Raw genomic sequence first — 25,905 nt, 5'->3', positions numbered from 1 at the left:
GGCTCTACAGGGTGAAAGCGTCGCTTTCGCCCGGAACGAGCTCCATCGGCCAGATCCTGTTGCGGGCGCCCTGCGGATAATGATCGGCATAGGCCGGCATGGTGGCGAGCAGGGTTTCGCCGAGCTGGGCGCCGAGATCCCGCAGCGACATACGGAAGGAGGTCAGCGACGGCTGCAGGAAATGGGTGCGCGGCTCTTCGCGGAAGCCGACGACGGCGAGATCGCGGCCGGGCACGATGCCGGCCTCGGCCAGCCTGCGGTAAAGCCCGATCGCCATCAGCTCGTGGATCAGGATGATCGCCGTCGGCCGGTCGTCGATCATCAGCAGTTCGTGGCCGGCCTGATAGCCGCCCTGTTCGCTCGACTTGACGCGGATGACCAGCGCCGGATCGAAGGCAAGGCCGTGGCGCTGCAGCGCCTGGCGGTAGCTGTCGAGGAAGATGTAGCCGAGATTGATGTCGGAGGAGGGGGCGGCCACCGCAATCCGCCGATGACCCTTGGCGACCAGCCGCTCGACGCCGCGCGCCGCCACGCCTTCGAAATCGAGGTCCATCCAGGTATAGCTGCCGCCGGACGCGCTGCGGCCGAGCGCCACGAAGGGGATGCGGGCCTTTTCCAGAAGCTCGATGCGCCGGTCGGTGCGCCGTGTCGCCGAGATGATCAGCGCATCGACGAGGCGTCGCGCCACCATGCGCTTCAGATACTCATGCGGGTCCTCGTCGTCAGGGCAGGGCAGCATGACCAGATCGAGCTTGTGGCGGGAAAAGACGCTCTGCAGCCCGTCGGTGACGCCGAGGAAAAAGTCGTCGCTGTTTTCGACCGTCTCGCGGCTTACTTCCAGCATCAGCCCGATGACATTGGTCATGCCCTGGCGCAGGCTGCGGCCCGACTGGTTGGCGACGTAGCCAAGTTCTTCGGCGGCGGCGAGCACCCGCCGACGCGTTTCCTCGTTGACGTCGGGCTTGCCATTCAGCGCACGGGACACGGTCCCAATCGAAATGTCGAGATGCTCGGCGAGCTGGCGGATTCCCTTCATGTCAGCCGATCTTCCTCCCCTGCGGCGCCGAGTCCTGGCCCTTCTTGCCACAGGATGACCTCTGCGAAAAGCCATGGGGGAGAGGTTACGGTCTGAAGCTTTGGCGAATGACGAGTTCGGGGATGACGCGTTCGTAGCCGGCAGGCGCGTCCGGATTTTCAAGCCGCCGCTCCATCAGCGCGACGGCGCGCTGCGCCATGGTCAGCGGATCCTGGCGGAAGGTGGTCAGCTGATAGCTCAGCCAGGCGGATTCCGGCACGTCGTCGAAACCGGTGACGGCGACATCCTCGGGGATGCGCAGCCGTGCCTCCTGACGCACGACATCCATCAGCCCGAAGGCGATCTGGTCGTTGGCGCAGAAGACGGCGTCGGGCTTGATCGTACCGGAGAAGAGCGCCCGCCCGGCAGCGACGCCGCCGTCATAATCGGAATCGCCGCCGCGGGCGACGGTGACGGATGCGCCGAGCGATTCAGCCGTTGCAAGGAAGGCGCTTTCGCGCTCGAGGATGCTGGGCGTTCTAGTGTTCGAACCGGCGACCGCCAGCGCCCGTCTGCCGCTATCGTAAAAGGCCGTCGCCGCCTTGCGCGAGGCTTCGGAGTTGCCGACGCGGACATGGTCGGCGTCGGGCTCCGAGCGGCCGATCACGACGAGCGGCTGGCCGTTTCGCTGTGCCAGCTCTAGGAAACTCGCCGGCGGCGAGCCGGACAGGATGATGATCGCCTCGGCGCGATGACCGATCAGTATTTTCTGAGCGGCGAGCAGCTCGTCTTCCGTCTGACCGGTGTTGATGAGGATCGGAATGCTGCCGCGGCGGATCAGCGATTTGGCAAGAGCTGCGGCGAGATGCGCGCGAAAACCCACTTCGGGGCGGGTGGCGACGATGCCGACGAGGCGGCTCTGATTGGCAAGCACGCCGCGGGCGAGATCATTGACGTGGTAGCCGAGTTCGTCAGCTGCCCGCAGCACCTTTTCGCGCGTGGCAGGCGCAACGCTTGCGCCCGGCGTGAAGCTGCGCGAGACGGCCGAGCGCGAAACGCCCGCCAGTTGCGCTACCTGCTCGGCGCTGACGAAGCGCATGCGTTCTTTTTTCGGCGCTTTGCCGTCGTTCACGGGACCATCATTCATCGGCTCTCAGCTATTGCTCGTCTCTGACAAGCAGATGACAGGCGGCGGGCGGGGGATTTTTTTGCGAAGGTATTGTCGTCAGGATGACCGCCGATTCGCGCCAAAGGCTGCCCCTCACCCTAACGCAACCGGGTCGAGCCGCTGGTCTCGACCCCGGTTGGTGCCGGCAGCCGGATGAGCGGCGGCTCTCCTGGTATGCCGTTGATATGAACTAAAAAAGCCGAGGCTGCGGAACGCAGCCTCGGCTGAGGGTCGAGCGGCGCTGACGAATTCAGCACCACTTCAAAGCTTCAGATCTACTCGCAGACCCGCACGGTTTCGGCGTGGTAGCCGCCGTCATAACGATTGCGGACGTCGCGGTCCTCATACCAGCATCTCGGTTCGACATAGCGGGGGCTCTCGACATAACGAGGGCCTTCATCGACGTAGCGAGGGCCGCCGCCGTTGACGAGTGCGCCGCCGATCAGGCCGCCGACGACGCCTGCGGCTACACCGCCGGCGATAATGCGGCCGGTATTGTTGTGGTGGTGATGGTCACGCGCGGCAGCGGGCTGAATAGCCGATCCAACAAGGGCCGTCGCGATCAACAGGCTGCTGATAATTCTCTTCATAATATTCTCCTCAGTGGTACCGGCCCCCGATTAAAAGGGAAATGCGGCAGCAAGGCGTTGGTTCGATCAATCTTTGCAACATGAGTTAATGCATGTCATCCGCCTTTAGTCTTAGAGCCTTTCCTGGTTAGATTGCAGCATTCTGCCGGAGCAGGTTTTCGTCAGGGCAGAGGCGATTGGCGACGGGCATACCCCAGGTACGGCCGAGCCGATCGCCTCTGATCCTGGCGGAAACATGCCCGGCCCTTCGGGTTGGCTGAAACGGGCCGGCTGATCGACCGGCCGGCTTGGCCGTAGAGCCGGGCTACGACGCGCGCCGGCCGGTCGACCATCCAACTCCGTTTGAGCCAACAGAATGCTTCAATCTAACCAGGAAAGGCTCTAGGTCGCCGATTGCGTCGCCGTCGTCTCCTCCAGCACATCTTCGGGAATATCGTCGAACGAGGCGTAGTTGAGGTTATAGAGCCTGGAGTAGAGCTTGCCGTTTTTCATCAGCTGCCGATGGTCGCCGCTTTCGATGATCTCGCCGTTCTGCAGCACGATGATGCGGTCGGCCTCGCGGATCGTTGCCAGGCGATGGGCGATGACCAAGCCGGTGCGATTCTCTAGCAGCTTGACCAGCGCCTTCTGGATCAGCATTTCGGTATAGCTGTCGATATTGGCGGTCGCCTCGTCGAGCACCAGGATCTTGGCATCCGCCACCAGCGCTCGGGCGAAGCTTAGGAGCTGGCGCTGGCCGAGCGAAAGATTGCCGCCGCGCTCGCCGAGAATGCTGTCGTAGCCGTCAGGCAGGCGCATGATGAAATCATGGGCGCCGACGGCCTTGGCGGCCTCGATCACCTGTTCGCGCGTCGCCTCCAGCTTGTGGTAGCGGATGTTTTCGAAGACGGTGCCGGTGAACAGGAAGGGCTCCTGCAGCACCATGGCGATCTGCGCGCCGAGCGAATCCTGCGTCAGCGCACGCACATCGTGGCCGCCGACCAGCACCTGGCCCTGCTGCACGTCGTAGAAGCGGTGGATCAGCGACATGCAGCTCGATTTTCCCGAGCCCGTCGGCCCGACCAGCGCCACCGTCTCACCGGGATTGACCTTGAAGCTCACATGTTTCAGCACCGGATGTTTCGGATTGTAGCCGAAGACGACATCCTTGAATTCCACCGAACCGTCCATGTCGCGCGACAGGGTCTTGGCGTCGGGCGCGTCCTTGATGTCGACGGGCACGTCGAGCACCTCGGTCAGCCGCTGGCCGGACGCCATGGCGCGCTGCATCACCGAATATTGCAGCGTCAGCGACCGGATCGGGTCGAAGAAACGCTGGATGTAGAATAGAAAAGCGACAAGCACGCCGACATCGAGCGCCTGGTTGAGAACGCGGGCGCCGCCGACGACGATGACCAGCGCCATCGCCACACCGGTCAGGCTGTCGACGATCGGCACCATCACCTGGGCATAACGCGCCGCCGTCAGATGCGTCCTGAGATTGGCATGCGCCTTGTCGTCGTAGAGCGTGAAGTTGACGCCCTGCCTGTCCATGCTCTGGACGGCGCGCACGCCGTGGATCGCTTCGGCGAGTGCACCGTTCGCCACCGAATTGGTCTCATGCGCAGCCATGAAGGATTTGCGGGCGAGCGGCAGCCAGAACAGCCGGACCACGAACAGCACCGGCAGCACCGCAAGCGTCAGCAGGCCCAGCTTGAAATCGAGGTAGAGCATCACGAAAACGATGCCGAAGAGCAGCACGATATCGCCGACCGAGAGAACTGAGGTTTCGAGGAATTCCTGCATCGAATTGACGTCGCCTTGCAGGCGCGACATCAGCCGCCCCACTTCGGTCTTGTCCATGAAGGAGAGCGAGACGCGCTGGAGATGCGAAAACATCGCCTTGCGGATGTCGAAGAGCACCTCTTCGGCGACGTTGCCGACCAGCGTCTCCTGGGCATAACTTGCCGCATAATTGATAAGGATGGCGATGGCGAAGGCGGCGATCGCCGAGATCAGCGCCGAAGGATTGCCGCCCGGCGACATGCCGTGGTCGATGGCGTAACGGATGATCAGCGGGATCAGCAATTGCATCGTCGTGAAGGTCAGGACGGCGACGACCGCCCAGAGGACTTGGGTGCGGTAGGGGTGAACGAATGCCCAGATGCGCTTGACGATGTTGCCGTCGAAGGCCTTGCCGAACATTTCCTCCTCGATGCGATGTGAACCGACCACTGCCCGCGGCGGGCGGCGGCCGTCCTCGCGAACGTCGGGACGCTCGGTTTCCAGTTCCTCGGCCATCGTCGTTCCTCCTGCGGCCATCACTTGAGGTGGTCCGCGCGTGAATTCTTTGTCCGCTTCTCCCCAACCGGGAGAAGGTGCCCGACGGGCGGATGAGGGGGCCACACGGCACGCCCTCGTTTGCCCTTCGCTACCGCGCCTCGCCCCTCATCGCCTCGCTTTGCTCGGCACTTCTCTCCAGCGGGGAGAAGAGGGCAACTACGCGCTCAACACCTCGTCGCCCGGCCGTACCTGCAGCTCGTAGAGCGCCTTGTACCGTCCGCCGAGCGCCAAAAGCGCCTGATGCGTACCGCGCTCCACGATCCTTCCGTCTTCGACGAACAGGATCTGGTCGGCATGCATCAGCGAGCTCAGGCGGTGGGCGACGATGATCGTCACCCGGTCGGCGGCATAGCGGCGCATGGCGCTCCGGATGCGCTGTTCGGTGGCGGCATCGATCGCCGCCGTCGAATCGTCGAACACCATCACCGCCGGCTTCAGCATCAGCGCGCGGGCAATCGAAAGACGCTGCCGCTGACCGCCGGACAGCGATACGCCGCGCTCGCCGACGACGGTGCCGTAGCCGGTGGGCAGGCCGAGCACGTAATTGTGCAGCTGGGCGCTTTCGCTGGCGCGTTCGATGCGGCTTTCCTTTGCCCAGGGGTCGCCATAGGCGATGTTGTTTTCGATCGTTGTCGTGAACAGGAAGGAATCCTGCTGCACGACGGCAACGGCGCGGCGCAGCGATTGCAGCGTCGCCTTGCGAATATCTTGGTCATCGATGGTGATCTTGCCGCCGCTGACGTCGTAGAAGCGCGGGATCAGATGGGCGATCGTCGACTTGCCGCTGCCGGGCGGGCCGACGATGCCGATCGTCTGGCCGCGCCGGGCTTCGAAGGAGACATCGTGGAGCACGGCGCGCTTTTCCGAGCCGGGATAGGCGAAGCTGACATTCTCGAAGCGCAGCACGCCCTCCGATACCGCCAATTCTTTGGCATCCGGCGCATCCTTGATCGCGATGTCGAGGTCGAGCAGGTTGAAGAGCCGCGAGCCGCAGGTGGAGGCGCGGGCAAAGGCATTGACCATCAGGCCGAGCTGGCGCACCGGCATCTGCAGGATGGTCATGAAGGTCAGGAACGAGGCGAGCGTGCCGACGGTGATCTCGCCGGACATGACCTTGCCGCCGCCGATCCAGAGCACGAGGCCCATCGCCGCGAAGAAGGAGAAGGTCATGGCGCTGGTATTGACGACGCGGATGCCGACCCGCTGATGCGCCAGCGCCAGCGCGTTCTTCGAGGCCGCCTCGAATTTCGACAGTTCATGCTCCTGGGCGGCAAAGGCGCGCACGACGCGGATGCCGCCGAGATTCTCCTCCATGATCCGGGTCAGCACCGACAGCCGCTCCTGCAGGTCGAGCCAGGTGGCGCGCAATCTCAGCTGCGTCACCGAGGAGCGCCAACCAACGAAAGGCACGAAAGAGAGCGCGAGAAGGCCGAGCACGACATCGGTCGACAGCAGCATGTAGGCGCCGATGCCGATCAGGATCGTGAGCAGGATCATGCGGACCAGCGCGGTGGAAAAATACATGCGCACGCCCTCGAGATCGAGCATGCCGACGGTGATCAGATCGCCAGAATGCACCGTATCGTGAAAGCTGAAGGACAGACGCTGGATTTTTTCGTAGCAGGCCAGGCGCAGTTCGTAGCCCATATGGTGGCCGACGGATTCGCTGAAATAGTTCTGCACCATGGTGAAGAGGCCGCGCAGCACGCTGGCGCCGAGCAGCAGCAGCGCCGTGGTCAAGAGCGCGTCCTGTGCCGCCTGGCCCGCCGTACCGCCGCCCATCGCCATCTGCGTGTGGTCGACGGCCTGGCCGAGAAGGCGGGGGATCATCAGCTGGAAGGTCGAGGCGACGAGCGTGGCGCCGATCGCAAAACCCGCCTGCCAGGGGTGGCGGAAGGCCATCACGGTGATGCGCACCAGTGTAAAGAGGCCTCGGCCCCAGCCTGCCGCAGTTGCAAGCGCCATCGAAGCCGAAGGCTTCGTCGCGCGTGTTAACGCATCGCTGCTCACGGTATTTTTCCAATAGATGTGTGCTCGGACGCTGGCCCGAAAAGACGGCAAATCCATGAAAGGATTGATAGCACCGTCAGTTTTGCCGATTCCAATTGGCGGTTCAAGTAAAGAATTCACCAACTGGTTATTTTTGCGTGAGGCCGCCTCGCCTCAGCCGCGGGAACAATCGGCGCGCGGGTGGGTTGCAGCGGGCAGACCCGTCGGGCAACCGTTACCGGAGAGATACGATGCCGCTGAAAGCCCTTGCTCTCAACGCCACGCTGAAGACCAGCGACGCCAAGGACCCCTCGTCGACCGACCGGATGATCGGTCTCATCGACAAGGCGTTGTCCGAATATGATGTTGTAACCGAAGTGCTCCGCCTTGCCGATTTCAACATCAAGCCGGGCGTCACGTCGGACGAGGGCGCCGGCGACGACTGGCCCGATATTCGCGCCAAGCTATTGAACGCCGATATCCTGCTGCTGGCGACGCCGATCTGGCTCGGTCAGCCGTCCAGCCTCTGCAAGCGGGCGCTGGAGCGCATGGATGCATTCCTTGAGGAAACGGACGATCAGGGCCGCATGGTCTCCTATGGCAGGGTCGCGGCCGTTGCCGTCGTCGGCAACGAGGACGGTGCCCATCACGTGTCGGCCGAACTTTACCAAGCGCTGAACGATGTCGGCTTCACCATTCCGGCCAATGCCGTCGCCTATTGGGTTGGAGAGGCGATGGGCTCCACCAATTTCGTCGATCTCGGCAAGGTGCCGAAAGTCGTCACGAAAGCCGTCGACATGCTGGCGCGCAATACGGCGCATCTGGCGGGTCTTCTGAAGGCGAAGCAATATCCAGGCGAGGGAAGCTGAAATCGCATTGTCCTTGAGTCCTCATATTTTTCTGCATATTCAATAGCTTGCGACAAGCGACAACAAAACCCTTGCCAGACACGCCATTTGGCGCTTTCATACACGACCAGTTTGATAGACTATCGGCGAAGGTGATTGTTCCCCTCGTTCCGGGTTCGCCCGATCGGACCCGATGCTGCGGCAACTGACGTCAATGGCCGCATGACCCTCATCAACGCGTGACCCGGTGTTCATGCGTTGAAACCTCGATCGACCCCACGGTGCTGATGAAGCCGCAAAGGAGTTGCGATGACGGTTCAGGGACTTTTTTCCGGAAGGGCGAGTGCGGCGGCGCAGATATCGGCCGTGCCGCGCGTCGCGATCGTCGGGCGCGGCTTCTCCGGCATGATGACGGCCATTGCGCTCATGAAGACGGTGCGCGCTCCCTTCCACCTGCAACTGTTCGATCCGAATTCGTCGGTCAGCGGCGGCCAGGCGCTTGCCTCTGCCCGCACGTCGACGATCCTCAATACCCGCGTTCGCGATCTCTCGGTCTCGGTCGGCGACAGCGACGATTTCAACGACTGGCTCTGTAGCAACGCCGCCTTCCGCGCCGCCGTGCCCGCGGCCATTCCGGGCTTCCGGCAGATCTTCGTGCCGAAGGAAATCTTCAGCGATTATGTCTACCAGCGCTTTTCTGAAGCGCTGGCGGCGCGCCGGGACATCACCGTTCAGGTCTGCAACGATCCCGTCGTGACGATCCGCCGGAGCCACGGCAACCGCTTCCTGCTTGAAAGCGCCAATCCGGCCAATCCGCTGTTCGACACGGTGATCCTCGCCACCGGTTATGGCCTCAGCGATCCGCGTGCCGAGCAGCCGGATGCTTCGCCGGTCCGCGCCCAGCGCCTCGTCGCGCGGCCGCATGCGGTGCTGCTCGGCAGCGGCATCCGCGTCGTCGACCAATTGCTGCAGCTGCGGGATTCCGGCTATGCCGGCCAGGTGACGATCATTTCCCGGCACGGTTTTCTGCCGCAGAGCCACACGCCGAACTCCGCCGATCCGGTATTTCCGGCCGAAGCGCTGCCCGAGACCCTGCCCGACATCGTGCGCTTCATCCGCCAGGCCTGCCGCGAGGCGGAAGAAGAGGGGCGAAGCTGGCAATCGGTGATGAACGGGCTGAGGAAACATGCCCGTTCACTTTGGCGCTCGCTGCCGGCCCGCGACAAACATCAGTTCAACCGGCATTTGCGAGCGATCTACGACAGCCATCGCAACCGCCTGCCGGAAGCCATGCACCTGCGCCTGCAGCGCGAGCTTGCCGAAGGCCGCACCGTGCTCCGCCGCGGCCGGGCCGGCCGCCGGGGCCTGAGCGGCCTGTTTTTCACGCCCGCCGGTTCCAGTGCCGAGGAGGTGATACACGCCGAGCGCATCATCGATTGCCGCTGCCAGGCGCCGGATCTCTCCGCGCCGCTGATGCAAAGCCTGTTTTCCGCCGGCCTTGCCATGCCGGACGAGCTCTCGCTCGGACTGGCGGTCACGGCGTGCGGCGAGCCCGTCCTGGAGGACGGTTCGACGGTTGCCGGGCTCTTTGCCGTCGGCCCGCTCGGCCTCGGCAGCCTGCCCGATATCGATCTCGTGCCCGAGATCGTCTCACAAGCCTATGCGGCGAGCGAACGCATCGGCGAGCGCTTCTATCCGCAGGTCAAGGCCGTCTGAAAAAGTGTGATCTTTTCGGAACCATCTGCGCGTCGCCGCGTTAAAAGCGCTGGTGACCGAGAGGGGCAAATGGAAGTGCTGGATCGACATGATACGTCTCTTCAAGAAGAGGGGCGCTTTCGTCTTCTGGTCGATGCCATCACCGACTACGCGATCTACATGCTGAGCCCCGAAGGCATCGTCACCAGCTGGAATACCGGCGCTCAGCGCTTCAAAGGCTACAAGCCTTCGGAAATTCTAGGTGAGCATTTTTCCCGCTTTTATATCGACGAGGATCGCGCGGCCGGAATTCCCGAGCGCGCGCTTGCCACGGCGCTCGAGCAGGGACGCTTCGAGGGGGAGGGCTGGCGCCAGCGCAAGGACGGCAGCCGCTTCTGGGCGCATGTCGTCATCGATCCGATCCGCCGCCCCTCCGGCGAGCTCATCGGCTTTGCCAAGATCACCCGCGATCTCACCGAACGCAAGGCAGCGGAAAACGCGATCCGGCAGAGCGAGGAACAGTTCCGTCGGCTTGTCCAGGGCGTCTCCGACTACGCGATCTACATGCTCGATCCCGAAGGCAATGTCAGCAGCTGGAATTTCGGCGCCGAGCGGATCAAGGGCTATCGGCCGGAGGAGATCATCGGCCGGCACTTCTCGACTTTCTACACACCGGAGGACCGCGCCGCCGGCCTGCCGGAGACCGCGCTCAGCGTCGCCCGCGCCGAAGGCCGCTTCGAGCGGGAAGGCTGGCGTGTGCGCAAGGACGGCACCCGCTTCTGGGCCAGCATCGTCGTCGACGTCATCCGGGGCGATGACGGCGACGTGCTCGGTTTCGCCAAGATCACCCGCGATATCACCGAGAAGATGGAGACGCAGCGGGCGCTGGAACAGGCGCGCGAAGAGCTTTTCCAATCGCAGAAGATGGAGGCGATCGGTCAGCTGACCGGCGGTATCGCCCATGATTTCAACAATCTCCTGATGGCCGTGCTCGGCAGCCTGGAGATCCTGAAGAAGCGCATGCCGCAGGATCTGTCGCTGACATCGCTGGTCGACAATGCCATGCAGGGCGCTCAGCGGGGAGCGGCCTTGACCCAGCGCATGCTGGCCTTTTCCCGCCGCCAGGAACTGCATATGGAGCCGATCGACGTCTCCGGCCTGGTGCGCGGCATGATGGATATTCTCAGCCGTTCGCTCGGCCCCCTTACGACGATCGAGACTTATTATCCTGTCCGGCTGCCGACCATTCTCACCGATCCGAACCAGCTGGAGATGGCGATCCTCAACCTCGTCGTCAACGCCCGTGACGCCATGCCGGCCGGCGGCCGCATCACGCTGCGCGCGTCCGAAGAATCGATCGCCGCCGGCAAGGGGCCGCTGTCGGCCGGCCGATATGTCAGGATCGCGGTGGTCGATGAAGGCGAGGGCATGGATGCGAAAACGCTGGAGCAGGCGGTCACGCCGTTCTTCACCACCAAGGGTGTCGGCAAGGGCACGGGTCTCGGCCTTTCCATGGTGCAGGGTCTCGCCACCCAGTCCGGCGGCCGCCTCATCCTGAAGAGCACCCCCGGCGAAGGTACGACGGCCGAATTGTGGTTCCCGGTCGTAACAATCGAGAAGAGGACAGAGGCCGTGGCCGAGCTGCCGCAACGGGATGACGATGCACAGCGCCGGCTGCGGATCGTCGCCGTCGATGACGACGGTCTGGTTCTGATGAACACGACGCTGATGCTGGAGGACCTCGGCCACACGGTTTTCGAGGCGATGGCCGGTCCCGAGGCGCTCGACATCTTGCGCAAGGAGCCGGTCGATCTGGTGATCTGCGATCACGCCATGCCGCGCATGACCGGCGCGCAGCTCGCCGAGGCGATCCGCAGCGAATGGCCCAAGATGCCGATCATTCTCGCCACAGGCTATGCCGATCTGCCCGACGGGGCAGGCGCCAATTTGCCCCGCCTCGGCAAACCTTTCTCGCAAGCGCAGCTCGCCGATGCCATCAGCCGGATCGTTTCTCAAGGTGCGTGAAAGGCGGAGAGTGACTGGCGCCGCTCAATAGTCGGATACATTCCAACTGGTCCGCCGAACGTGGACAAACCTCCGCGCTAGAACAGGATTTTGATTTTAGGCCCGGTCGGCCTAAAATCCAAATCCTGTTCTAAATTAAAGAGTTAGAGCATGATGTCGTCCGAAAACCGCTCACACTTTTCGGCATCATGCTCTAGGCGCGAAGCTTCTCGTCGCCGCCATTCAGCAGTTCCGGTGTCGCGGCTGAAGCTGTGCCGTTGAGAAGACGCTTTTCGGTCTCCTGCAGGTCAAGGATCGCCTGTTCGATGCCCTCGGCCGGTGTTTGACGCGAGACCAGACGCCACCGATGCTGCTGCCACAAGGTGACGAGCACGCGTCGGCTCGGGACTTCGATCGTTTCATGCAAAAACCATGCTCCCGCCGCCGTAACGGCAAGCGCTGCCGCGATCAACGCCGGTTCAGGCACCAGAGATTCGAGAGTCCGGTGGACGAGGAACATGATCGGGACGTGGAAAAGATAGAGCGAGAAGCTGATCGTGCCGAAGAACCTCACCGGTGCAGCTGCCAGGACATGTGCTGCGATGGGCGGCTGTCGCGCAACGAGCGCGACAATGACAGCTGCGGCGGCGGCGCTCTGCAAACCCCAGAATTCTGGGGAGAAATTCGGCAGGACATGCCGGTACACGAAGAATACTGCCAGCAGGAGCAGCGTCAAAATTCCCGTGAGGGCCGATGGCTTCCATCTATCGCTGAAGGCATGCAGCGCGCCGGCAAGGGCGCCGAAAAGAAAGTAAGGGAGCTTGGAAACGAGCAGAATTCCCGGCCCCGGCAAGTCAAGCAGGCCATCGACGACGACGACCGCTGCGAAGCCGGCGATCAGGCCGCCATATCGGTTCGGACGGGCTAGGCAAAGCCACAGGATCGGAAAGAGCAGATAGAATTGAATTTCAGGGGGAATTGACCAGAAAACGCCGCTCGAGCCCAGAAGCAGGACATGGCGCACAAAGTCCGTGCCGCCGGTGATCGGCTGAACGAAATCCAGATCCTGCATGCTGGACAGGAGCGCCACGACCAGGACGGCCACAAGATAGACCGGATAGATGCGGGCAAAGCGGCTCACCAGGAAATCCAGGACGTTTTCCCGGGTCACCGGCCGCGAACCGTAGAGATGGGCCATCAGAAAGCCGCTGAGGGCAAAGAACAAGCCGACGGCTTCGCTGCCCATCGTCATCAGATGCTGGGCGGTACCAGGAAAGATGAGGCCGATATGCGCTTGAACGACCAGAAGCGCGGCGAGGCCGCGCAGGCCATCGAGACTGGGGATGTAATCCGGCCGGCTCATCTGCAGCTTTTATCTATTCTGGTCAGGCAAGCAGTAGCCGACATCGCTTTACAAGACATTAATCCGCCGCGTTGAAGCCACGGCGGCGCACCGGAACGCGTTTACCCGCGGCGATCTCTTCCGATCTCGCCGCGAAGGATGAACACCAGCAGTGCCAGCGCCATCGCCGCCAGCCCGTACCAGGTGATCGCATAGACGAGATGGTTGTTGGGGAATTGGATGATCGTCAGGCCGCCGACGGGTAGACCGCCCGGATTGGCGGTCGCATCGGCATCGATGAAATAGGGCGCGACCGCACCGAGGCCGCGCTTTTGCGCGATCGCCGCGACATCGCGCGAATACCAGCGGTCGGCCCCGACGTCGTTGGATTGCAGCAGCGATCCCTTCGGCTCGGTCATCCGCATCAGCCCGGTGATTTCGACCGGTCCCGGCAGCTGGCCTTGGCGGCGCGTCGCCGGGTCGCGCCTGTCGGTCGGCACGTAGCCGCGGTTGATGAGGATGGCAGTGCCGTCGGCAAGCATCAGCGGCGTCATGACCCAGTAGCCCGGGCCGAGCGCCGTCGAGGCATAGACCAGCGTCTCCTTGTCGTTGGCGAGCCTCCCGGCCGCGCTCACCCGGCGATATTCGTCATCGCCGGCATTGACCTTCTGCCAATCGGCCCGCGCCGGGGCCGGCACGGCTGCGGCATGGAAGCGTTCGTCGACACGGGCGACGAGATCGCGCTTCCAGGCGAGCCGCTGCACCTGCCAGGTGCCGAGGGCTGCAAGCGCCGCCGCAAGCAGCGCCAGGCAGACGGCAAAGGCGGCGCGTTTTACTGGCGAATGCCGTTTGTCCGCGTTTTCGGAGGGAACCTCGCTCATGGCAAGAATCGCTTCGGGCGGCGGTGCCGCCGCCCTTTCGATACCGTCACGGCATGTTCTTCATCATCTCGGGGCTCATCGGCATCATGTTGGTGTTGAGATGATGCATGACCCAGAGGGAGCCGGAGAGCGCGATGGCGACGATGATGAGGGTGAAGATCAGCGCCATCATCGTCCAGCCGCCCTCGCTGCGGGGGTTCATGTGCAGGAAGAAGACCATGTGGACGACGATCTGGATCGCCGCGATGGCCATGACCAGCACCGCCGTCACCGCCGGGCTTTCGAAGACGCCTGCCATGACCAGCCAGAAGGGAATGGCGGTCAGGATGACGGAGAGCGCGAAGCCCGTCATATAGCTGCGGAAGGTGCCGTGGCCGGCCTGATGGCCGTGGCTGTGGCCGTGATGGGCCTCGTGGGCATCCTCATGGGCGGGTGCTTGCGAACTCATCCGACAACTCCGAGCAGATAGACGAAGGAAAAGACGCCGATCCAGACGACGTCGAGGAAGTGCCAGAACATCGACAGGCACATCAGCCGGCGGCGATTGGCCTCGATCAGCCCGTGCATCGACACCTGGACCATCAGCGTGATCAGCCAGATGATGCCGAAGGTGACGTGAAGCCCGTGCGTTCCGACCAGCGTGAAGAAGGAGGAGAGGAAGGCGCTGCGCGTCGGCCCGGCGCCTTCGTGGATCAGGTGGATGAACTCGTAGAGTTCGAGACTGATGAAGGCGGCGCCGAACAGGCCGGTGACGGCGAGCCAGAACAGCGTTTCCGCTTTGGCGTTCCGCTCCATCTGCAGCATGGCGAAGCCGTAGGTGATCGAGGAGAGGAGCAGCATCGAGGTGTTCAGCGCCACGATCGGCAGATCGAAGAGATCGGCCGGCGACGGCCCGGCGGCATAGTTGCGGCCGAGCACGCCGTGGGTCGCAAACAGCACCGCGAAGATCAGGCAGTCGCTCATCAGGTAGAGCCAGAAACCGAGATTGGTGCTGTTCTCCGGATGATGGTCTTCCGTCAGGTAGAATTCAGGCTTTGCGGCCGTGTCGACAGTGTGATCGCTCATGGTCATTACACCTGTTCGGCAAGCAGCGTGGTGCGCTTGCCTTCCGTTTCGATGACGTCTTCGGCGGCGATATAGAAGTCGCGTTTGTAGTTGAACGTATGGCCGATCGCCACGACGATCAGGGCGACGAAGGAGACGACGACCAGCCACCACATGTACCAGATCAGACCGAAGGCGAGTGCGACGCTGATGGCCGACAGGATCGCGCCGGTGCCGGTATTCTTCGGCATGTGGATCGGCTTGAAGCCGCCGAGCGGACGCTCGTAGCCGCGCCTCTTCATGTCGTACCAGCTGTCATGGTCGTGGACGACCGGCGTGAAGGCGAAGTTGTAGTCCGGCGGCGGCGAGGCGGTCGACCATTCCAGCGTGCGGCCGTCCCACGGATCGCCCGTGTCGTCGCGCAGTTCCTCGCGCTTCATGAAGCTGACGACGATCTGGATCAGGAAGGCAGCGATCCCCAACGCGATCAGGCCGACGCCGAAGGCGGCGATGATGAACCAGATCTGCAGCGACGGATCCTCGAACTGGCTCATGCGGCGGGTGACGCCCATCAGGCCGAGCACATAGAGCGGCATGAAGGCGAACCAGAAGCCGATCTGCCAGAACCAGAAGCTCAACTTGCCCCAGAAGGGATCGAGCTTGAAGCCGAAGGCCTTCGGGAACCAGTAGTTCACGCCGGCGAACATGCCGAACAGCACGCCGCCGATGATGACGTTGTGGAAGTGGGCGATGAGGAACAGCGAATTGTGCAGCACGAAGTCGGCCGGCGGCACGGCAAGCATAACGCCGGTCATGCCGCCGATGACGAAGGTGACCATGAAGCCGACCGTCCACAGCATCGGCACCTCATAGCGGATACGGCCGCGATACATGGTGAAGAGCCAATTGAAGATCTTCGCCCCTGTCGGGATCGAGATGATCATCGTGGTGATGCCGAAGAAGGAGTTGACGGAGGCACCCGAGCCCATGGTGAAGAAGTGGTGCAGCCAGACGATGTAGGACAGGATCATGATCACGCAGGTGGCGTAGACCATCGAGGCGTAGCCGAACAGGCGCTTTCCCGAGAAGGTGGCGACGACTTCCGAGAAGATGCCGAAGGCCGGCAGCACCAGGATGTAGACCTCCGGATGGCCCCAGATCCAGATGAGGTTGATGTACATCATCGGATTGCCGCCGAGGTCGTTGGTGAAGAAGTTCGTTCCGGCATAGCGGTCGAGCGACAACAGCACGAGCGTTGCGGTCAGGATCGGGAAGGAGGCGACGATCAGCACGTTGGTGCAGAGCGCCGTCCAGGTGAAAACCGGCATCTTCATGAAGGTCATGCCCGGCGCGCGCATCTTGACGATGGTGGCGATCAGGTTGATGCCGGACAGCGTCGTGCCGACACCGGCCACCTGCAGGCCCCAGATATAATAGTCGACGCCGACGCCCGGACTATAGGCGGCGCCCGATAGCGGCGGATAGGCGAGCCAGCCGGTCTGGGCGAATTCGCCGATGAACAGCGACAGCATGATGATGATGGCGCCGGCGGTGGTCATCCAGAAGGAGAAATTGTTGAGGAAGGGGAAGGAGACGTCGCGCGCGCCGATCTGCAGCGGCACCACGAAGTTCATCAGGCCGGTGACGAAGGGCATGGCCACGAAGAAGATCATGATGACGCCGTGGGCGGTGAACACCTGGTCGTAATGGTGCGGCGGCAGGTAACCTTCGGACCCGTTGAAGGCGATCGCCTGCTGGATGCGCATCAGGATCGCGTCGGAGAAGCCGCGCAACAGCATGATGACCGCCAGGATCACGTACATGATGCCGATCTTCTTGTGATCGACGCTGCAGACCCAGTCGTTCCAGAGCGGGCCCCAGAACTTGAAATAGGTGATGGCGCCGAGCACGGCGAGACCGCCGATGACGACGCCGATGAAGGTCACGACCAGGATCGGCTCGTGATAGGGGATGGCATCGAGGGTCAACCGGCCGAAGACGAACTTCAGGAGGTCAGGATTGGAAAACATGGAACAACCCGTTCATTATGTCTTGCGACGCAAAGCGCCAGGTTAATTGTTGTTGTTGAGCTGCGCCGGCGCCGGATCGGCGCCGTTGCTCATGCCGGGCATCGAATGGCCGTCATGCCGCATGTCCGTACCGGACGTGCTGTCCATGCCGGGCATGCCCTGCATGCCGGGCATGTCGTGCTGCATGCTGTTGCCATCGGTGCTTCTGGCCGGCTCGCTGCGTGCCGGTGCACCCGTTGCCGGCACGGTGGCGGCGGGCGCCACGACGCCTTCGTCGGCATGGCGGTTGTCGTATTGCAGCTTCTCGCGGTTCTCAGCACTTTCCTTGCCGCCGCCGCCCATCATGTCGATGTGCATCATCTCGTTCATGCACATCTTGCCCGGCGTGGCGCACATGTTGAGGATGGCGGTGTAAAGATCGGCGTCGGCGCCGGCATAATAACGCACCGGCTCCTTCTCGCTCGGCTTCTCGAGCTTCAGATAGGCGTCGCGGTTGAGCATCGTGCCCTGCTGCTTGACCTTGGCCACCCAAGCGTCGAAGCCCTCGCGGGTGAGGCCATGGAACTTGAAGCGCATGTGCGAGAAGCCGGCGCCGCTGTAATTGGCCGAGAAGCCCTCATACTCGCCTTCTTTGTTGATGACGGCGTGCAGCTTCGTCTCCATGCCCGGCATGGCGTAGATCTGGCCGGCGAGCGCCGGGATGTAGAAGGAGTTCATCACCGAGGAGGCGGTGATCTTGAAATTGATCGGCATGTCCACCGGAGCGGCGAGCTCGTTGACGGTGGCGACGCCGAGTTCAGGATAGAAGAACAGCCATTTCCAGTCGAGCGCCACGACCTCGACGGTCAGCGGCTTGGTATCGGCCGGAATGGCGCGCTCCGCATCGAGGCGGTCGAGCGGGCGGTAGGGATCGAGCTTGTGCGTGGAAATCCAGGTGACGGCGCCGAGCGCAATGATGATCGCCAGGGGTGCCGCCCAGATGACGATTTCGAGGCGGGTCGAATGATGCCATTCCGGCGCGTAAGTCGCGGCCGTGTTGGAGCGGCGGTAGCGCCAGGCGAAGAGCAGCGTCAGGAAGATCACCGGAACGATGATCAGAAGCATCAGCACCGTCGAGATGACGATCAGATCGCGCTGTTGCGCGGCGATGTCGCCGGAGGGCGCCATGACCACCATGTTGCATCCTGCCAGGAAAAGCAGCGGCAAGACGGATAGAAGGCGGGAAAACTTCATGAGTTTTGGCACGTCTCTAAGCTCTTGTTGTTTCGTTTGGTCCGCGACTAAAGCACTGAACCGGATAGCGACATGAGGCGGAAGGTCGCAGTGCAGCAAACATGCCGCACTGCGGCAAAAATCATTGGGCGCTAGTGCTTTGAAATCCTGATGAAATATAGAAGGATTTTACGCCCGCGCATGTTTCAATCCAATATATCCGCAACAGCCGGTCAGGCCAGCATTTGCAGGGGAAATCGCCGTCCGGATCACGCAGTTTTTTCGGTCTCCGCTTCATTTGGGCCGTGATGATGAACTATTTCAGTCTCACGGACTTGATAAGCCTGCAGGTTTGATCAAGATCACGCTTGGGGCGCCTTGCCGGAAGCGCCTTAACGAGGAGGCGTTTATGGCAACAACATCGCATTACGGACCGTCGTCGTCGTCGCTGGAACGCGACGCGCGGCGCATTCACGACGACAAGCCGGTATCACCGGGCAGCATCGCCATCGGCGTGGTGATCGGCCGCATGTCGGAATTCTTCGATTTCTTCGTCTACGGCCTCGCCTCGGTCCTGGTCTTTCCGCAGCTCGTCTTTCCCTTCGCGCCCGACCGGCTGACCGGCACACTCTATTCCTTCGCCATCTTCTCGCTCGCCTTCCTCGCCCGTCCCGTCGGCTCCGTCGTCTTCATGACCATCGACCGGATGTATGGGCGCGGCACCAAGCTGACGATCGCGCTCTTCCTGCTCGGCGGCTCGACCGCCTCGATCGCCTTCCTGCCGGGTTACGAGGAGATCGGCGTCTGGTCGATCGCGCTCTTGGCGCTCTTCCGTCTCGGCCAGGGTTTTGCGCTCGGCGGCGCCTGGGATGGGCTTGCCTCGCTGCTGGCGCTCAACGCGCCGGCCAATCACCGCGGCTGGTATGCGATGATCCCGCAGCTCGGCGCACCGATCGGCTTTGCGCTGGCGAGCACGCTGTTCGGTTATTTCGTCGCCAATCTTTCCAGCGAGGATTTCCTCTCCTGGGGCTGGCGTTATCCCTTCTTCGTCGCCTTCGCGATCAATGTCGTGGCGTTGTTTGCGCGTCTGCGCCTGGTCATGACCAAGGAATTCGGCACGCTGCTCGAACAGCACGAGCTGGAGGCAGCACCCATCCTCGAGGTGCTGCGCGTTCACGGCCGCGACATTCTGATCGGCGCCTTCGTGCCGCTCGCGAGCTTTGCCATGTTCCACCTCGTAACCATCTTCCCGCTCGGCTGGATGAGCCTTTACGGCAACCAGCCGATCGGCGCCTTCATGGTGGTGCAGGTGGTCGGCGCCATGGTCGGCATCGTCGCGATCATCGCCTCGGGGCTGATCGCCGACCGCATCGGCCGGCGCGCCCAGCTTGCCATCTGCGCCGTCATCATCGCCGTCTTCAGCTTTGTCGGACCGATCCTGATCGCATCCGGCAATAACGGCCACGACGCTTTCGTGATTATCGGCTTCGGCGTGCTCGGCCTGTCCTTCGGCCAGGCAACCGGCTCGATCTCGTCGCGCTTCGGCCGCGGCTATCGTTATACCGGTGCTGCCTTCACCTCGGACCTCGCCTGGCTGATCGGCGCCGGCTTCGCACCGCTGGTGGCGCTCAGCCTCTCCAGCCGCTTCGGCCTGACCTTCGTCGGCTACTACCTGCTCTCCGGCGCCATCTGCACCCTGGCCGCACTCGCCTTCAGCAAGGCGCTGGAACAGCGCGAATAGGTCGAACCGCAGCAGCACGCCGGCAAGCCCGGCGTGCCGTCTCATCCTCTATCGTATCGAAGAGCGGCACCGCCGAATTGATGCAATATTTGTTGGTCGTTAGCGATATCCACGGCTTTCCCGAAACCTTTGCCGACCTATCGGAGGTTGGGTGCTCTCAGCACCGCGTATTGCAACTGGCCGACCTGAGTGGTCGACCTGGTCTGCGCGGAGACGAACTTCACCACCATCTTTTCAACGAAGACGGCATGCGGCATGCGGTTCGGGCAGTTCGCGAGATTGACGGACGCACGTGCTTAGGGGTTGGTTTCAGCGCCGGTGGAACCGCTTTGTGGAATGCGGTCAAAGAGGGTCTGGAGCTCCAGGGGCTGATCTGCGTGTCATCAACCAGATTGCGCTTCGAAACGTCTCCATTGAATATCCCTACAATGGTCGTCTGGGGAGAGCTCGATCCATATCGGCCACATGTAAGCTGGAACCACGCTGTTGCCCAGCGTTGGAAAACCTATGCCGGCAAGCAGCACGATTTTTACCGCATCGATGCGCTTGCATGCGAATCGCCGTTACGGGCCGATATCGCCGCGTTCATTGAAGGCCGTTTCCTGTTCGCATAGCGCATATTTGTGGCGCTTGCGTCGGCGCGGGCCGGACGCCGTGGTTTTGCGAACATGCAGGCTTTCATTTGCGGCTGCAGCTCCAATTATTGATTGCATTGCAACCTATAATTAATTGCAATATGATATCCATGATCAGCGAGGATATGCCGTGACCGCAGAAACCATCGATCATTCGACCCTTTCCCGCCTTGTCGATGCAGGAGCAGTCGATGCCGCGCATGTCGTCGGCAAAACCGGCGGCTGGTCCGTCGTCATCCGCTACGGCAAGGCGGAGCGTCCGCTCGCTGCCCAACGTAGCCGGCAGGTGCGTGTGTTCAGGCGCATGGACACCCTGGTTTCCTATCTCAAGGATGTCGGCATCTCGCAGTTCGATGTCGATGCAGCCGATTACACTCCCGACAAGGCTTCGCGGCCGGACCGGGCCGCCGCCCTGCGTCGGACCCATGAGGCGGCGGAATATGACAAGTGGTTCCGCGAACAGGTCGAAGACGCGATCCGCCAAGCCGATGATCCGAATGCGGTCTGGATCAGTGCGGAGGATGCCGAAAAGCAAATGGACAAGCTTCGGGCCGAACTGCTGGCGCAGCTCGAATCCGGAGATAAGGCTTGATCGTCAAGTGGCTGCACCAGGCTCTTCTCGATCGGGAGGGTCAGATTCGGCACATCTTCAGCCAGAATCCACAGGCTGCGATCGCATTGGATGATGTTATCCGGCATCAGGCCAAAATGCTCGCCGATCACCCCGAAGCAGGACGCAGCGGTCGTCTCGAGGGAACACGGGAATTGGTCATTCCGCGCACCGCATTTCTGCTGATCTATCGCATCGACAGAAAGGCGCAGCGGGTGGAAATATTGCGCCTTCTTCATGGCGCCCAGCAATGGCCGCCGAGATCTTAGTTTGAAGCCTTAGAGGCGGAACAAGAACCGTTCCAAATCGTACGCTGACATCGAACAGAGCTTGAACCAATGATGCCCGCCGTTTGCTGCAAGGAGCGAAACAAACCACATGACCAACTTCCGTGGTGTAGTGGGACTGCGCGGCGGTTTTCTGGTCTCTTAACATAGCCTGGCCACCTTGGCCTTCAGGCCGAACTTTTATCCCTCTTTGACGATATCCAATCCCGGGAAGGTCGAATGCTCATAGCCTGTTCAGAATGGATGCCCTCCATCCGCGAAATCGATGAAGCGACGGCTATTTGCGCGATAGGCGACGTGCATGGATGCGCTGATCTTCTCCAAGAAATGCATGCCGGTATCGCCCATGAATTTGACCTCATCTCTCCGCGCGCTGCTTATTGCATCCATCTCGGCGATCTGATTGACCGTGGCGCGGAAAGCGTGCGGGCGCTCAGCTTGGCCATGCAGGGCATTCCCGGTGCCACCAATTGTACCCTGATCGGAAATCATGAGCATCGATTGCTTCAGTTGCTTCGCGCGCCTGACGCCAAGATGATGGAGCGATGGCTGACGCATGGCGGTACCGAATTCTTCGAGGAACTTGGCGTTGACCCCCGTGACGGATGGGAAGACCGAGTGTCCGAGCTTCTAGGACGCCATACAATTGAATGGCTGCATTCGCTGCCTCTAAAGCTCCGGTTCGGAAACCTGCTCTTCGTCCATGCGGGCATAGACGTCGAGGTTCCGATCGATCGCCAGACTGCAGAAACCCTTGCGTGGATTCGCGAGCCGTGGCTGTCTTCGGCGGGGCCTTATGAAAATGGGCTGGCCGTCATCCATGGTCACACGCCCATCGCCGATGTCGTTCTCAGCAACCAACACAGGATCAACCTGGATACCGGCGCCTGCGAAACAGGTGTTTTGAGCGCGCTTCTGATCCATGGTCGCCGGATGAAGCTCTTCCAGACCCGTTGAAACGCCCGCAAGATCCTCCGGACTGCATGATGTTTACAGCCGGTTCGGTCTTTGTATTTGCTGTGGAGCAATTCTGGTTCGGCGACTTTTACTGCGCCATCTGCGGCTGCTTTGCCGCCCGCGCCGCGGTCAGTTCCGCGGTGGTGTGGTTCAGGCGGTCGGCGAGCACGCGCATGATTTCGACGGCCATTTCGGGGAAGTCGCTGAGCAGCTTCAGGAAGTGTTCCTTGCTGATGCGCAGCACTTCGAGCGGCGAGGTGGCGCGCACCGTTGCCGTGCGCGAGACGTCGCAGAGGATGGCGATTTCGCCGACGATGGAATTGAGCTCGACGTCGGCGACCTTGATCTCGCCGGCCGGCGAGGAGACGATGATGTCGGCGGTGCCGGAAAGAATGACATAGGCGGCGTCGCCGACATCACCCTGATGGAAGAGATCCTGACCGGCCTTGTAGGTCATGCGGTCGGAGGTGAAGGCCAAAAGCTTGAGTTTTGCCGGCGCAATCCTCGAAAAGATCGGCACCCGTCGCAGCATTTCGACTTCGTCTCTCAACAGCATTAGCGTTTCAATCCCCTGGGCGCAGGGTTCTTCGAACCGGGCGCCTTCAATTCCGGGCATTCCCTAGGGAATGCCTACCATCGCCGCTCCCATAGAATATTACGATAACAGTTCCTTGAACATACCGTTTTTCTCGGAAAGCTCCGGATAGTTTCCGGCCTCGGCCAAGCCGCCGCGGTCGAAGAGCAGGATCCGGTCGAACATCTCGGCGAGCCGCGCATTGGAAAGCACCCAGATGATCGCCGGCCGCTCGCCTTCCTTATGCAGGTCCTCAATGATGTTGCGGGTGATCTGGTCCTGGACGCGCTGATCGAGCGCCGACAGCGGCCGGTTGAAGATGAAATAGTCCGAGCGTTTCAGCAATGCACGGGCCAGATTCAGCTTCTGCCGCTGCACCATGGTCAGCCGCTTGCCGCCGGAGCCGACGTCGAATTCCAGCCCGATCGACAGGACATCGTCATAAAGATCGAGCGCGTCGAAAAGCTCGCCCATGATGGCGCGGATGCGGTCGGAAGCGTCGGCCTGCTGATAGGCGATGCGGCCGAACAGCACATTGTCCATCAGGCTGGCCGACGGCGTGAAACGCTCGGCGTCGTAGCGCTCGATCAGCTCGGCGAGATCGGCCGGGATATGCTCGTGGAACTGCTTGCGGGCGCTGACGATCTTGTCCATCAGCTCGTCGGTCAGCAGGCCGAAGCGGTGACGCGGCTCGATATAGGCGAAGCTCAGGCGGATGATGGCTGAGCGCTCCTCGGGCGTCGCATCCTCGAAGCGGCGGCTTTGCAGCTTCTGCAGCAGCGCCTGGTAGGTCGGAATGTCGTCCGCCGTCATGAAGGTCAGCTGCTGGAAGAACGGATGGTCCGGCGGCAGGTCGTGGAAGAGTTCGACGGCGTTCTCAGCGATCTCGAGGCCCATGGCGTAGAGATCGGTGCTGAGGCCCGTCTCGCGGAACAGCTGCTGGAAATAGGGATGGGCGGCCAGCCGGCGGTTGGTCATCAGCGGCCGCTTCATCGTGCCGAAAAGCAGGTTCTCGCCGACCGTCGCCTGGGCATTGTAGGCGTCGAAATCGAAGGGGACGACGATGCCGTCCAGCCCCTCGTCACGCAGCCGGTCCCTGAGCGAAGCGCGCAGGGCGACGACATGGTCGCTGACGGCCACATGCACGTCGGTGTTGACGTTCGAGCGCAGCGCCAGATCGAGGATGTCCTGCGAGATCAGCACGGCGTCGAGCACCGGGCGGATGGCTTTCAGCAGGTCCTCCGGCCCGCTGGCGCCGGCCGCCTGGTAATCCACCCAGTCGCTGTTGAGGTCGAGGGTAGGGTTGCCGGCCTTCACCGCCTCGATGGAATGCCATTTATATTCGAGCGCTTCCTTCTCGTCGTAGACGGCATCGGTCATCGGCGCATGCTTGAGGCCGTAGAGCAGATTGCTGGCGAGCGAGCCATGGAAGAAGAAAGTGTCGGCCGAGGCATAGGAGATGCGCCGGCCGGTGATCGATTCCGGCAGGTCCAGCAGGTCGCGCCCATCGATGGTGATGCGGCCGGAATCGGGCCAGATCATCCGGCCGAGCGCTTCGGCGAAGGCTTCCGCGCCGCTGCCGTTCGGGCCCACGATCGCAACCGTCTCATTCGGCTTGATCTCGACGGAGACGTGGTCGACCAGGCGGGCGCCGCTGTCGTCGGAGAGGGAGAGATTGGTGACGACGAGTGCGCTGGTCAGCGCGCCGACGGGGGTGGTAGCCAGTTCCTGAATACGGCTGTCGATCAGCGGCTCGACGTTGAACTGTTCGTAGACCTGCTGGTACTTCACCTGCACGTCCTGGCGCATCTGGTCCCAGTCGATCAGTTCCTTCAGCGGTCCGGGCAGATCTTTGTAGGCTGAGATGACGGCGACGAGCTGGCCGATGTCGAGCCGGCCCTGCAGCGCTAGGTAACCGCCGATCGCGTAGAACAGGAAAGGCGTGACCTGGGCGAGGAAGTTGTTGATGAACTTCACCAGGAATTTCCACTGGTAAAGATCGTAGCGGATCGAGAAGATGCGGCCGAGCCTGGAGGCGATGTCGGCGCGTTCGAGGTTGGAGGTGTCGTTGCCGTGGATCGTGCCGATGCCGTCGACGATTTCGCCGACGCGGCCGGAAAGCTCGCGCGCCGTCAGCTGCCGCTGGCGGCCGAGGTCCAAGAGGCGTTTCCGCATGCGGGGAATGACCACCGCCTGGACGCCGACGATGCCGGCGGCGATCATGCCGAGCCAGAAATTCTGCACGATGATGAAGGCGAGCGCGGTGATCGCCTGGCCGCCGAGCAGGGCGGGCGAGACGAAGGCATCGCCGGTGAAGCCGCCCATCGGCTCCACCTCGTCCTTGATCATGGTGGCGATCTCGGCCGATTTCACCCGCTTGAAATGCGCAGGCGGAAACCGCAGCACCCGGTCGATGAGCTCGAAGCGGATGCGCCGCAGCATGCGTTCACCGAGCCGGCCCTTATAGGTGTTGATGTAGAATTTGAAGAGGCCGTTCAGCACCACCAGCGCCAGGAACACCAGGCTGAGCGCCATCAGCATCTGGAAGCGGTTGAGCTGCACGCCCTGGAAGAATTCGACATGGCCGATCAGCGGAATATTGTAGGCTATGTGCATGAAGGTCTGGGTTGCACCGGGACCTTCGAAGCCGTCGCCCTGGATCGGTCCGTTGACGATCTGCTTCGGCAGGTCGAAGGACAGGAAATAGGGCACCATCGAGGCGGCGACGACAGCCAGGATCCACAGCTGCTGCAGCCGCGTGTTCTTCCAGATGTAGCGGGCGAGGCTTTTTTCCATGGCTAACCGTCAGCTTGCTGGGAAATTCCGGAGGCGCGATCCGGGCGCCGGGACGGGAGAAATCCTTGAGAACGAACCATGTAGCCGGACCGCCGATATCGCAATGAAAACAAGGCGAAGCGACCGGCTGTGGAAAGGCCGATTCTCGCCGGAACTTTGCTTATA

The 25,905-nt window shown here is 62.2% G+C and carries 21 protein-coding genes; 8 read left to right on the top strand and 13 right to left on the bottom strand.

The features are described 5' to 3' along the window. Positions 1-4: 4 nt before the first annotated feature. The 5 genes from EFD56_RS09315 to EFD56_RS09285 all read right to left on the bottom strand — a co-directional run bounded on the left by EFD56_RS09315 (position 5) and on the right by EFD56_RS09285 (position 7,060). Complete coding sequence (locus tag EFD56_RS09315; protein ID WP_085743963.1) at positions 5-1,036, bottom strand: LacI family DNA-binding transcriptional regulator; 1,032 nt, start codon at positions 1,034-1,036, stop codon at positions 5-7. Between the two features lie 85 nt (positions 1,037-1,121). After that, positions 1,122-2,162 carry a LacI family DNA-binding transcriptional regulator gene (locus EFD56_RS09310; protein ID WP_126905126.1) on the bottom strand — a complete coding sequence of 347 codons (1,041 nt, stop codon included), beginning with the start codon at positions 2,160-2,162 and terminating at the stop codon, positions 1,122-1,124. Between the two features lie 296 nt (positions 2,163-2,458). Further along, the gene (locus tag EFD56_RS09305) at positions 2,459-2,773 is read right to left on the bottom strand and encodes a hypothetical protein (RefSeq protein ID WP_004678454.1); all 315 of its coding nucleotides are present in this window, start codon (positions 2,771-2,773) and stop codon (positions 2,459-2,461) included. Between the two features lie 381 nt (positions 2,774-3,154). Continuing rightward, positions 3,155-5,053, bottom strand: coding sequence for an ABC transporter ATP-binding protein (locus EFD56_RS09290; RefSeq protein WP_004672567.1), 1,899 nt, complete (start codon positions 5,051-5,053; stop codon positions 3,155-3,157). Positions 5,054-5,251: 198 nt separating this feature from the next. Next, positions 5,252-7,060: an ABC transporter ATP-binding protein gene (locus tag EFD56_RS09285; RefSeq protein WP_126905184.1), complete on the bottom strand. Its 1,809-nt coding sequence runs from the start codon at positions 7,058-7,060 to the stop codon at positions 5,252-5,254. 275 nt (positions 7,061-7,335) lie between these two features. On the opposite strand from EFD56_RS09285, the gene EFD56_RS09280 reads away from it, so the two are divergent. The 3 genes from EFD56_RS09280 (at position 7,336) to EFD56_RS09270 (ending at position 11,652) form a co-directional block, all read left to right on the top strand. Next, complete coding sequence (locus EFD56_RS09280) at positions 7,336-7,953, top strand: flavodoxin family protein (RefSeq protein WP_064836807.1); 618 nt, start codon at positions 7,336-7,338, stop codon at positions 7,951-7,953. A 288-nt stretch (positions 7,954-8,241) separates the two neighbouring features. Further along, positions 8,242-9,648 carry an FAD/NAD(P)-binding protein gene (locus EFD56_RS09275; RefSeq protein ID WP_064829213.1) on the top strand — a complete coding sequence of 469 codons (1,407 nt, stop codon included), beginning with the start codon at positions 8,242-8,244 and terminating at the stop codon, positions 9,646-9,648. Positions 9,649-9,717: 69 nt separating this feature from the next. Then, on the top strand, positions 9,718-11,652 hold the full coding sequence (locus tag EFD56_RS09270) for a hybrid sensor histidine kinase/response regulator (RefSeq protein ID WP_126905125.1): 1,935 nt from the start codon (positions 9,718-9,720) through the stop codon (positions 11,650-11,652). Between the two features lie 193 nt (positions 11,653-11,845). Here EFD56_RS09270 and EFD56_RS09265 read toward each other — a convergent pair whose 3' ends face one another. The 6 genes from EFD56_RS09265 to cyoA form a co-directional block, all read right to left on the bottom strand. Continuing rightward, positions 11,846-12,994, bottom strand: coding sequence for an acyltransferase family protein (locus EFD56_RS09265; RefSeq protein WP_126905124.1), 1,149 nt, complete (start codon positions 12,992-12,994; stop codon positions 11,846-11,848). 101 nt (positions 12,995-13,095) lie between these two features. After that, complete coding sequence (locus tag EFD56_RS09260; RefSeq protein WP_126905123.1) at positions 13,096-13,854, bottom strand: SURF1 family protein; 759 nt, start codon at positions 13,852-13,854, stop codon at positions 13,096-13,098. Between the two features lie 46 nt (positions 13,855-13,900). Then, positions 13,901-14,302, bottom strand: coding sequence for a cytochrome o ubiquinol oxidase subunit IV (gene cyoD / locus EFD56_RS09255; protein ID WP_126905122.1), 402 nt, complete (start codon positions 14,300-14,302; stop codon positions 13,901-13,903). After that, positions 14,299-14,925 carry a cytochrome o ubiquinol oxidase subunit III gene (cyoC, locus tag EFD56_RS09250; protein WP_425376304.1) on the bottom strand — a complete coding sequence of 209 codons (627 nt, stop codon included), beginning with the start codon at positions 14,923-14,925 and terminating at the stop codon, positions 14,299-14,301. The genes cyoD and cyoC overlap by 4 nt, the downstream gene beginning before the upstream one ends. Beyond that, on the bottom strand, positions 14,925-16,928 hold the full coding sequence (cyoB, locus tag EFD56_RS09245; protein WP_126905120.1) for a cytochrome o ubiquinol oxidase subunit I: 2,004 nt from the start codon (positions 16,926-16,928) through the stop codon (positions 14,925-14,927). The genes cyoC and cyoB overlap by 1 nt, the downstream gene beginning before the upstream one ends. A 42-nt stretch (positions 16,929-16,970) precedes the next feature. Beyond that, positions 16,971-18,173, bottom strand: a complete 1,203-nt coding sequence (gene cyoA / locus EFD56_RS09240) for a ubiquinol oxidase subunit II (protein ID WP_126905119.1) — start codon at positions 18,171-18,173, stop codon at positions 16,971-16,973. A gap of 376 nt (positions 18,174-18,549) precedes the next feature. Between cyoA and EFD56_RS09235 the strand changes: the two genes are divergently transcribed. The 5 genes from EFD56_RS09235 to EFD56_RS09215 all read left to right on the top strand — a co-directional run bounded on the left by EFD56_RS09235 (position 18,550) and on the right by EFD56_RS09215 (position 22,370). Then, positions 18,550-19,881 carry an MFS transporter gene (locus EFD56_RS09235; RefSeq protein ID WP_126905118.1) on the top strand — a complete coding sequence of 444 codons (1,332 nt, stop codon included), beginning with the start codon at positions 18,550-18,552 and terminating at the stop codon, positions 19,879-19,881. Positions 19,882-19,961: 80 nt separating this feature from the next. Next, on the top strand, positions 19,962-20,495 hold the full coding sequence (locus tag EFD56_RS09230; protein ID WP_126905117.1) for an alpha/beta hydrolase family protein: 534 nt from the start codon (positions 19,962-19,964) through the stop codon (positions 20,493-20,495). A 151-nt stretch (positions 20,496-20,646) separates the two neighbouring features. Further along, positions 20,647-21,108: a hypothetical protein gene (locus EFD56_RS09225; protein ID WP_126905116.1), complete on the top strand. Its 462-nt coding sequence runs from the start codon at positions 20,647-20,649 to the stop codon at positions 21,106-21,108. Continuing rightward, entirely contained in the window at positions 21,105-21,395 is a 291-nt protein-coding gene (locus EFD56_RS09220) for a type II toxin-antitoxin system RelE/ParE family toxin (RefSeq protein WP_126905115.1), read from the top strand. Before EFD56_RS09225 ends, EFD56_RS09220 begins: the two co-directional genes overlap by 4 nt. A 237-nt stretch (positions 21,396-21,632) precedes the next feature. Next, positions 21,633-22,370, top strand: a complete 738-nt coding sequence (locus EFD56_RS09215; protein WP_126905114.1) for a metallophosphoesterase — start codon at positions 21,633-21,635, stop codon at positions 22,368-22,370. A gap of 88 nt (positions 22,371-22,458) precedes the next feature. Here the strand turns inward: EFD56_RS09215 and EFD56_RS09210 are convergent, their stop codons facing one another. Both EFD56_RS09210 and EFD56_RS09205 read right to left on the bottom strand, forming a co-directional pair. Next, positions 22,459-22,926: a cyclic nucleotide-binding domain-containing protein gene (locus EFD56_RS09210; protein ID WP_116276458.1), complete on the bottom strand. Its 468-nt coding sequence runs from the start codon at positions 22,924-22,926 to the stop codon at positions 22,459-22,461. Between the two features lie 99 nt (positions 22,927-23,025). Continuing rightward, complete coding sequence (locus EFD56_RS09205) at positions 23,026-25,740, bottom strand: ABC transporter ATP-binding protein (RefSeq protein ID WP_126905113.1); 2,715 nt, start codon at positions 25,738-25,740, stop codon at positions 23,026-23,028. Positions 25,741-25,905 lie beyond the last annotated feature (165 nt).

Origin of the sequence: Rhizobium phaseoli (assembly GCF_003985125.1) — a bacterium.
GTDB lineage: Bacteria > Pseudomonadota > Alphaproteobacteria > Rhizobiales > Rhizobiaceae > Rhizobium > Rhizobium phaseoli.
Note: the sequence above shows the minus strand (reverse complement) of the source record. Positions and strands in the feature narration are given on the sequence as shown.

Excerpts from the sequence above, each read along its gene's own strand:
- EFD56_RS09315 (WP_085743963.1), bottom strand. The coding sequence starts at position 1,036 with ATGAAGGGAATCCGCCAGCTCGCCGAGCATCTCGACATTTCGATTGGG.
- EFD56_RS09310 (WP_126905126.1), bottom strand. The coding sequence starts at position 2,162 with ATGAATGATGGTCCCGTGAACGACGGCAAAGCGCCGAAAAAAGAACGC.
- EFD56_RS09305 (WP_004678454.1), bottom strand. The coding sequence starts at position 2,773 with ATGAAGAGAATTATCAGCAGCCTGTTGATCGCGACGGCCCTTGTTGGA.
- EFD56_RS09290 (WP_004672567.1), bottom strand. The coding sequence starts at position 5,053 with ATGGCCGAGGAACTGGAAACCGAGCGTCCCGACGTTCGCGAGGACGGC.
- EFD56_RS09285 (WP_126905184.1), bottom strand. The coding sequence starts at position 7,060 with ATGGCGCTTGCAACTGCGGCAGGCTGGGGCCGAGGCCTCTTTACACTG.
- EFD56_RS09280 (WP_064836807.1), top strand. The coding sequence starts at position 7,336 with ATGCCGCTGAAAGCCCTTGCTCTCAACGCCACGCTGAAGACCAGCGAC.
- EFD56_RS09275 (WP_064829213.1), top strand. The coding sequence starts at position 8,242 with ATGACGGTTCAGGGACTTTTTTCCGGAAGGGCGAGTGCGGCGGCGCAG.
- EFD56_RS09270 (WP_126905125.1), top strand. The coding sequence starts at position 9,718 with ATGGAAGTGCTGGATCGACATGATACGTCTCTTCAAGAAGAGGGGCGC.
- EFD56_RS09265 (WP_126905124.1), bottom strand. The coding sequence starts at position 12,994 with ATGAGCCGGCCGGATTACATCCCCAGTCTCGATGGCCTGCGCGGCCTC.
- EFD56_RS09260 (WP_126905123.1), bottom strand. The coding sequence starts at position 13,854 with ATGAGCGAGGTTCCCTCCGAAAACGCGGACAAACGGCATTCGCCAGTA.
- cyoD (WP_126905122.1), bottom strand. The coding sequence starts at position 14,302 with ATGAGTTCGCAAGCACCCGCCCATGAGGATGCCCACGAGGCCCATCAC.
- cyoC (WP_425376304.1), bottom strand. The coding sequence starts at position 14,925 with ATGACCATGAGCGATCACACTGTCGACACGGCCGCAAAGCCTGAATTC.
- cyoB (WP_126905120.1), bottom strand. The coding sequence starts at position 16,928 with ATGTTTTCCAATCCTGACCTCCTGAAGTTCGTCTTCGGCCGGTTGACC.
- EFD56_RS09235 (WP_126905118.1), top strand. The coding sequence starts at position 18,550 with ATGGCAACAACATCGCATTACGGACCGTCGTCGTCGTCGCTGGAACGC.
- EFD56_RS09230 (WP_126905117.1), top strand. The coding sequence starts at position 19,962 with ATGCAATATTTGTTGGTCGTTAGCGATATCCACGGCTTTCCCGAAACC.
- EFD56_RS09215 (WP_126905114.1), top strand. The coding sequence starts at position 21,633 with ATGCTCATAGCCTGTTCAGAATGGATGCCCTCCATCCGCGAAATCGAT.
- EFD56_RS09210 (WP_116276458.1), bottom strand. The coding sequence starts at position 22,926 with ATGCTGTTGAGAGACGAAGTCGAAATGCTGCGACGGGTGCCGATCTTT.
- EFD56_RS09205 (WP_126905113.1), bottom strand. The coding sequence starts at position 25,740 with ATGGAAAAAAGCCTCGCCCGCTACATCTGGAAGAACACGCGGCTGCAG.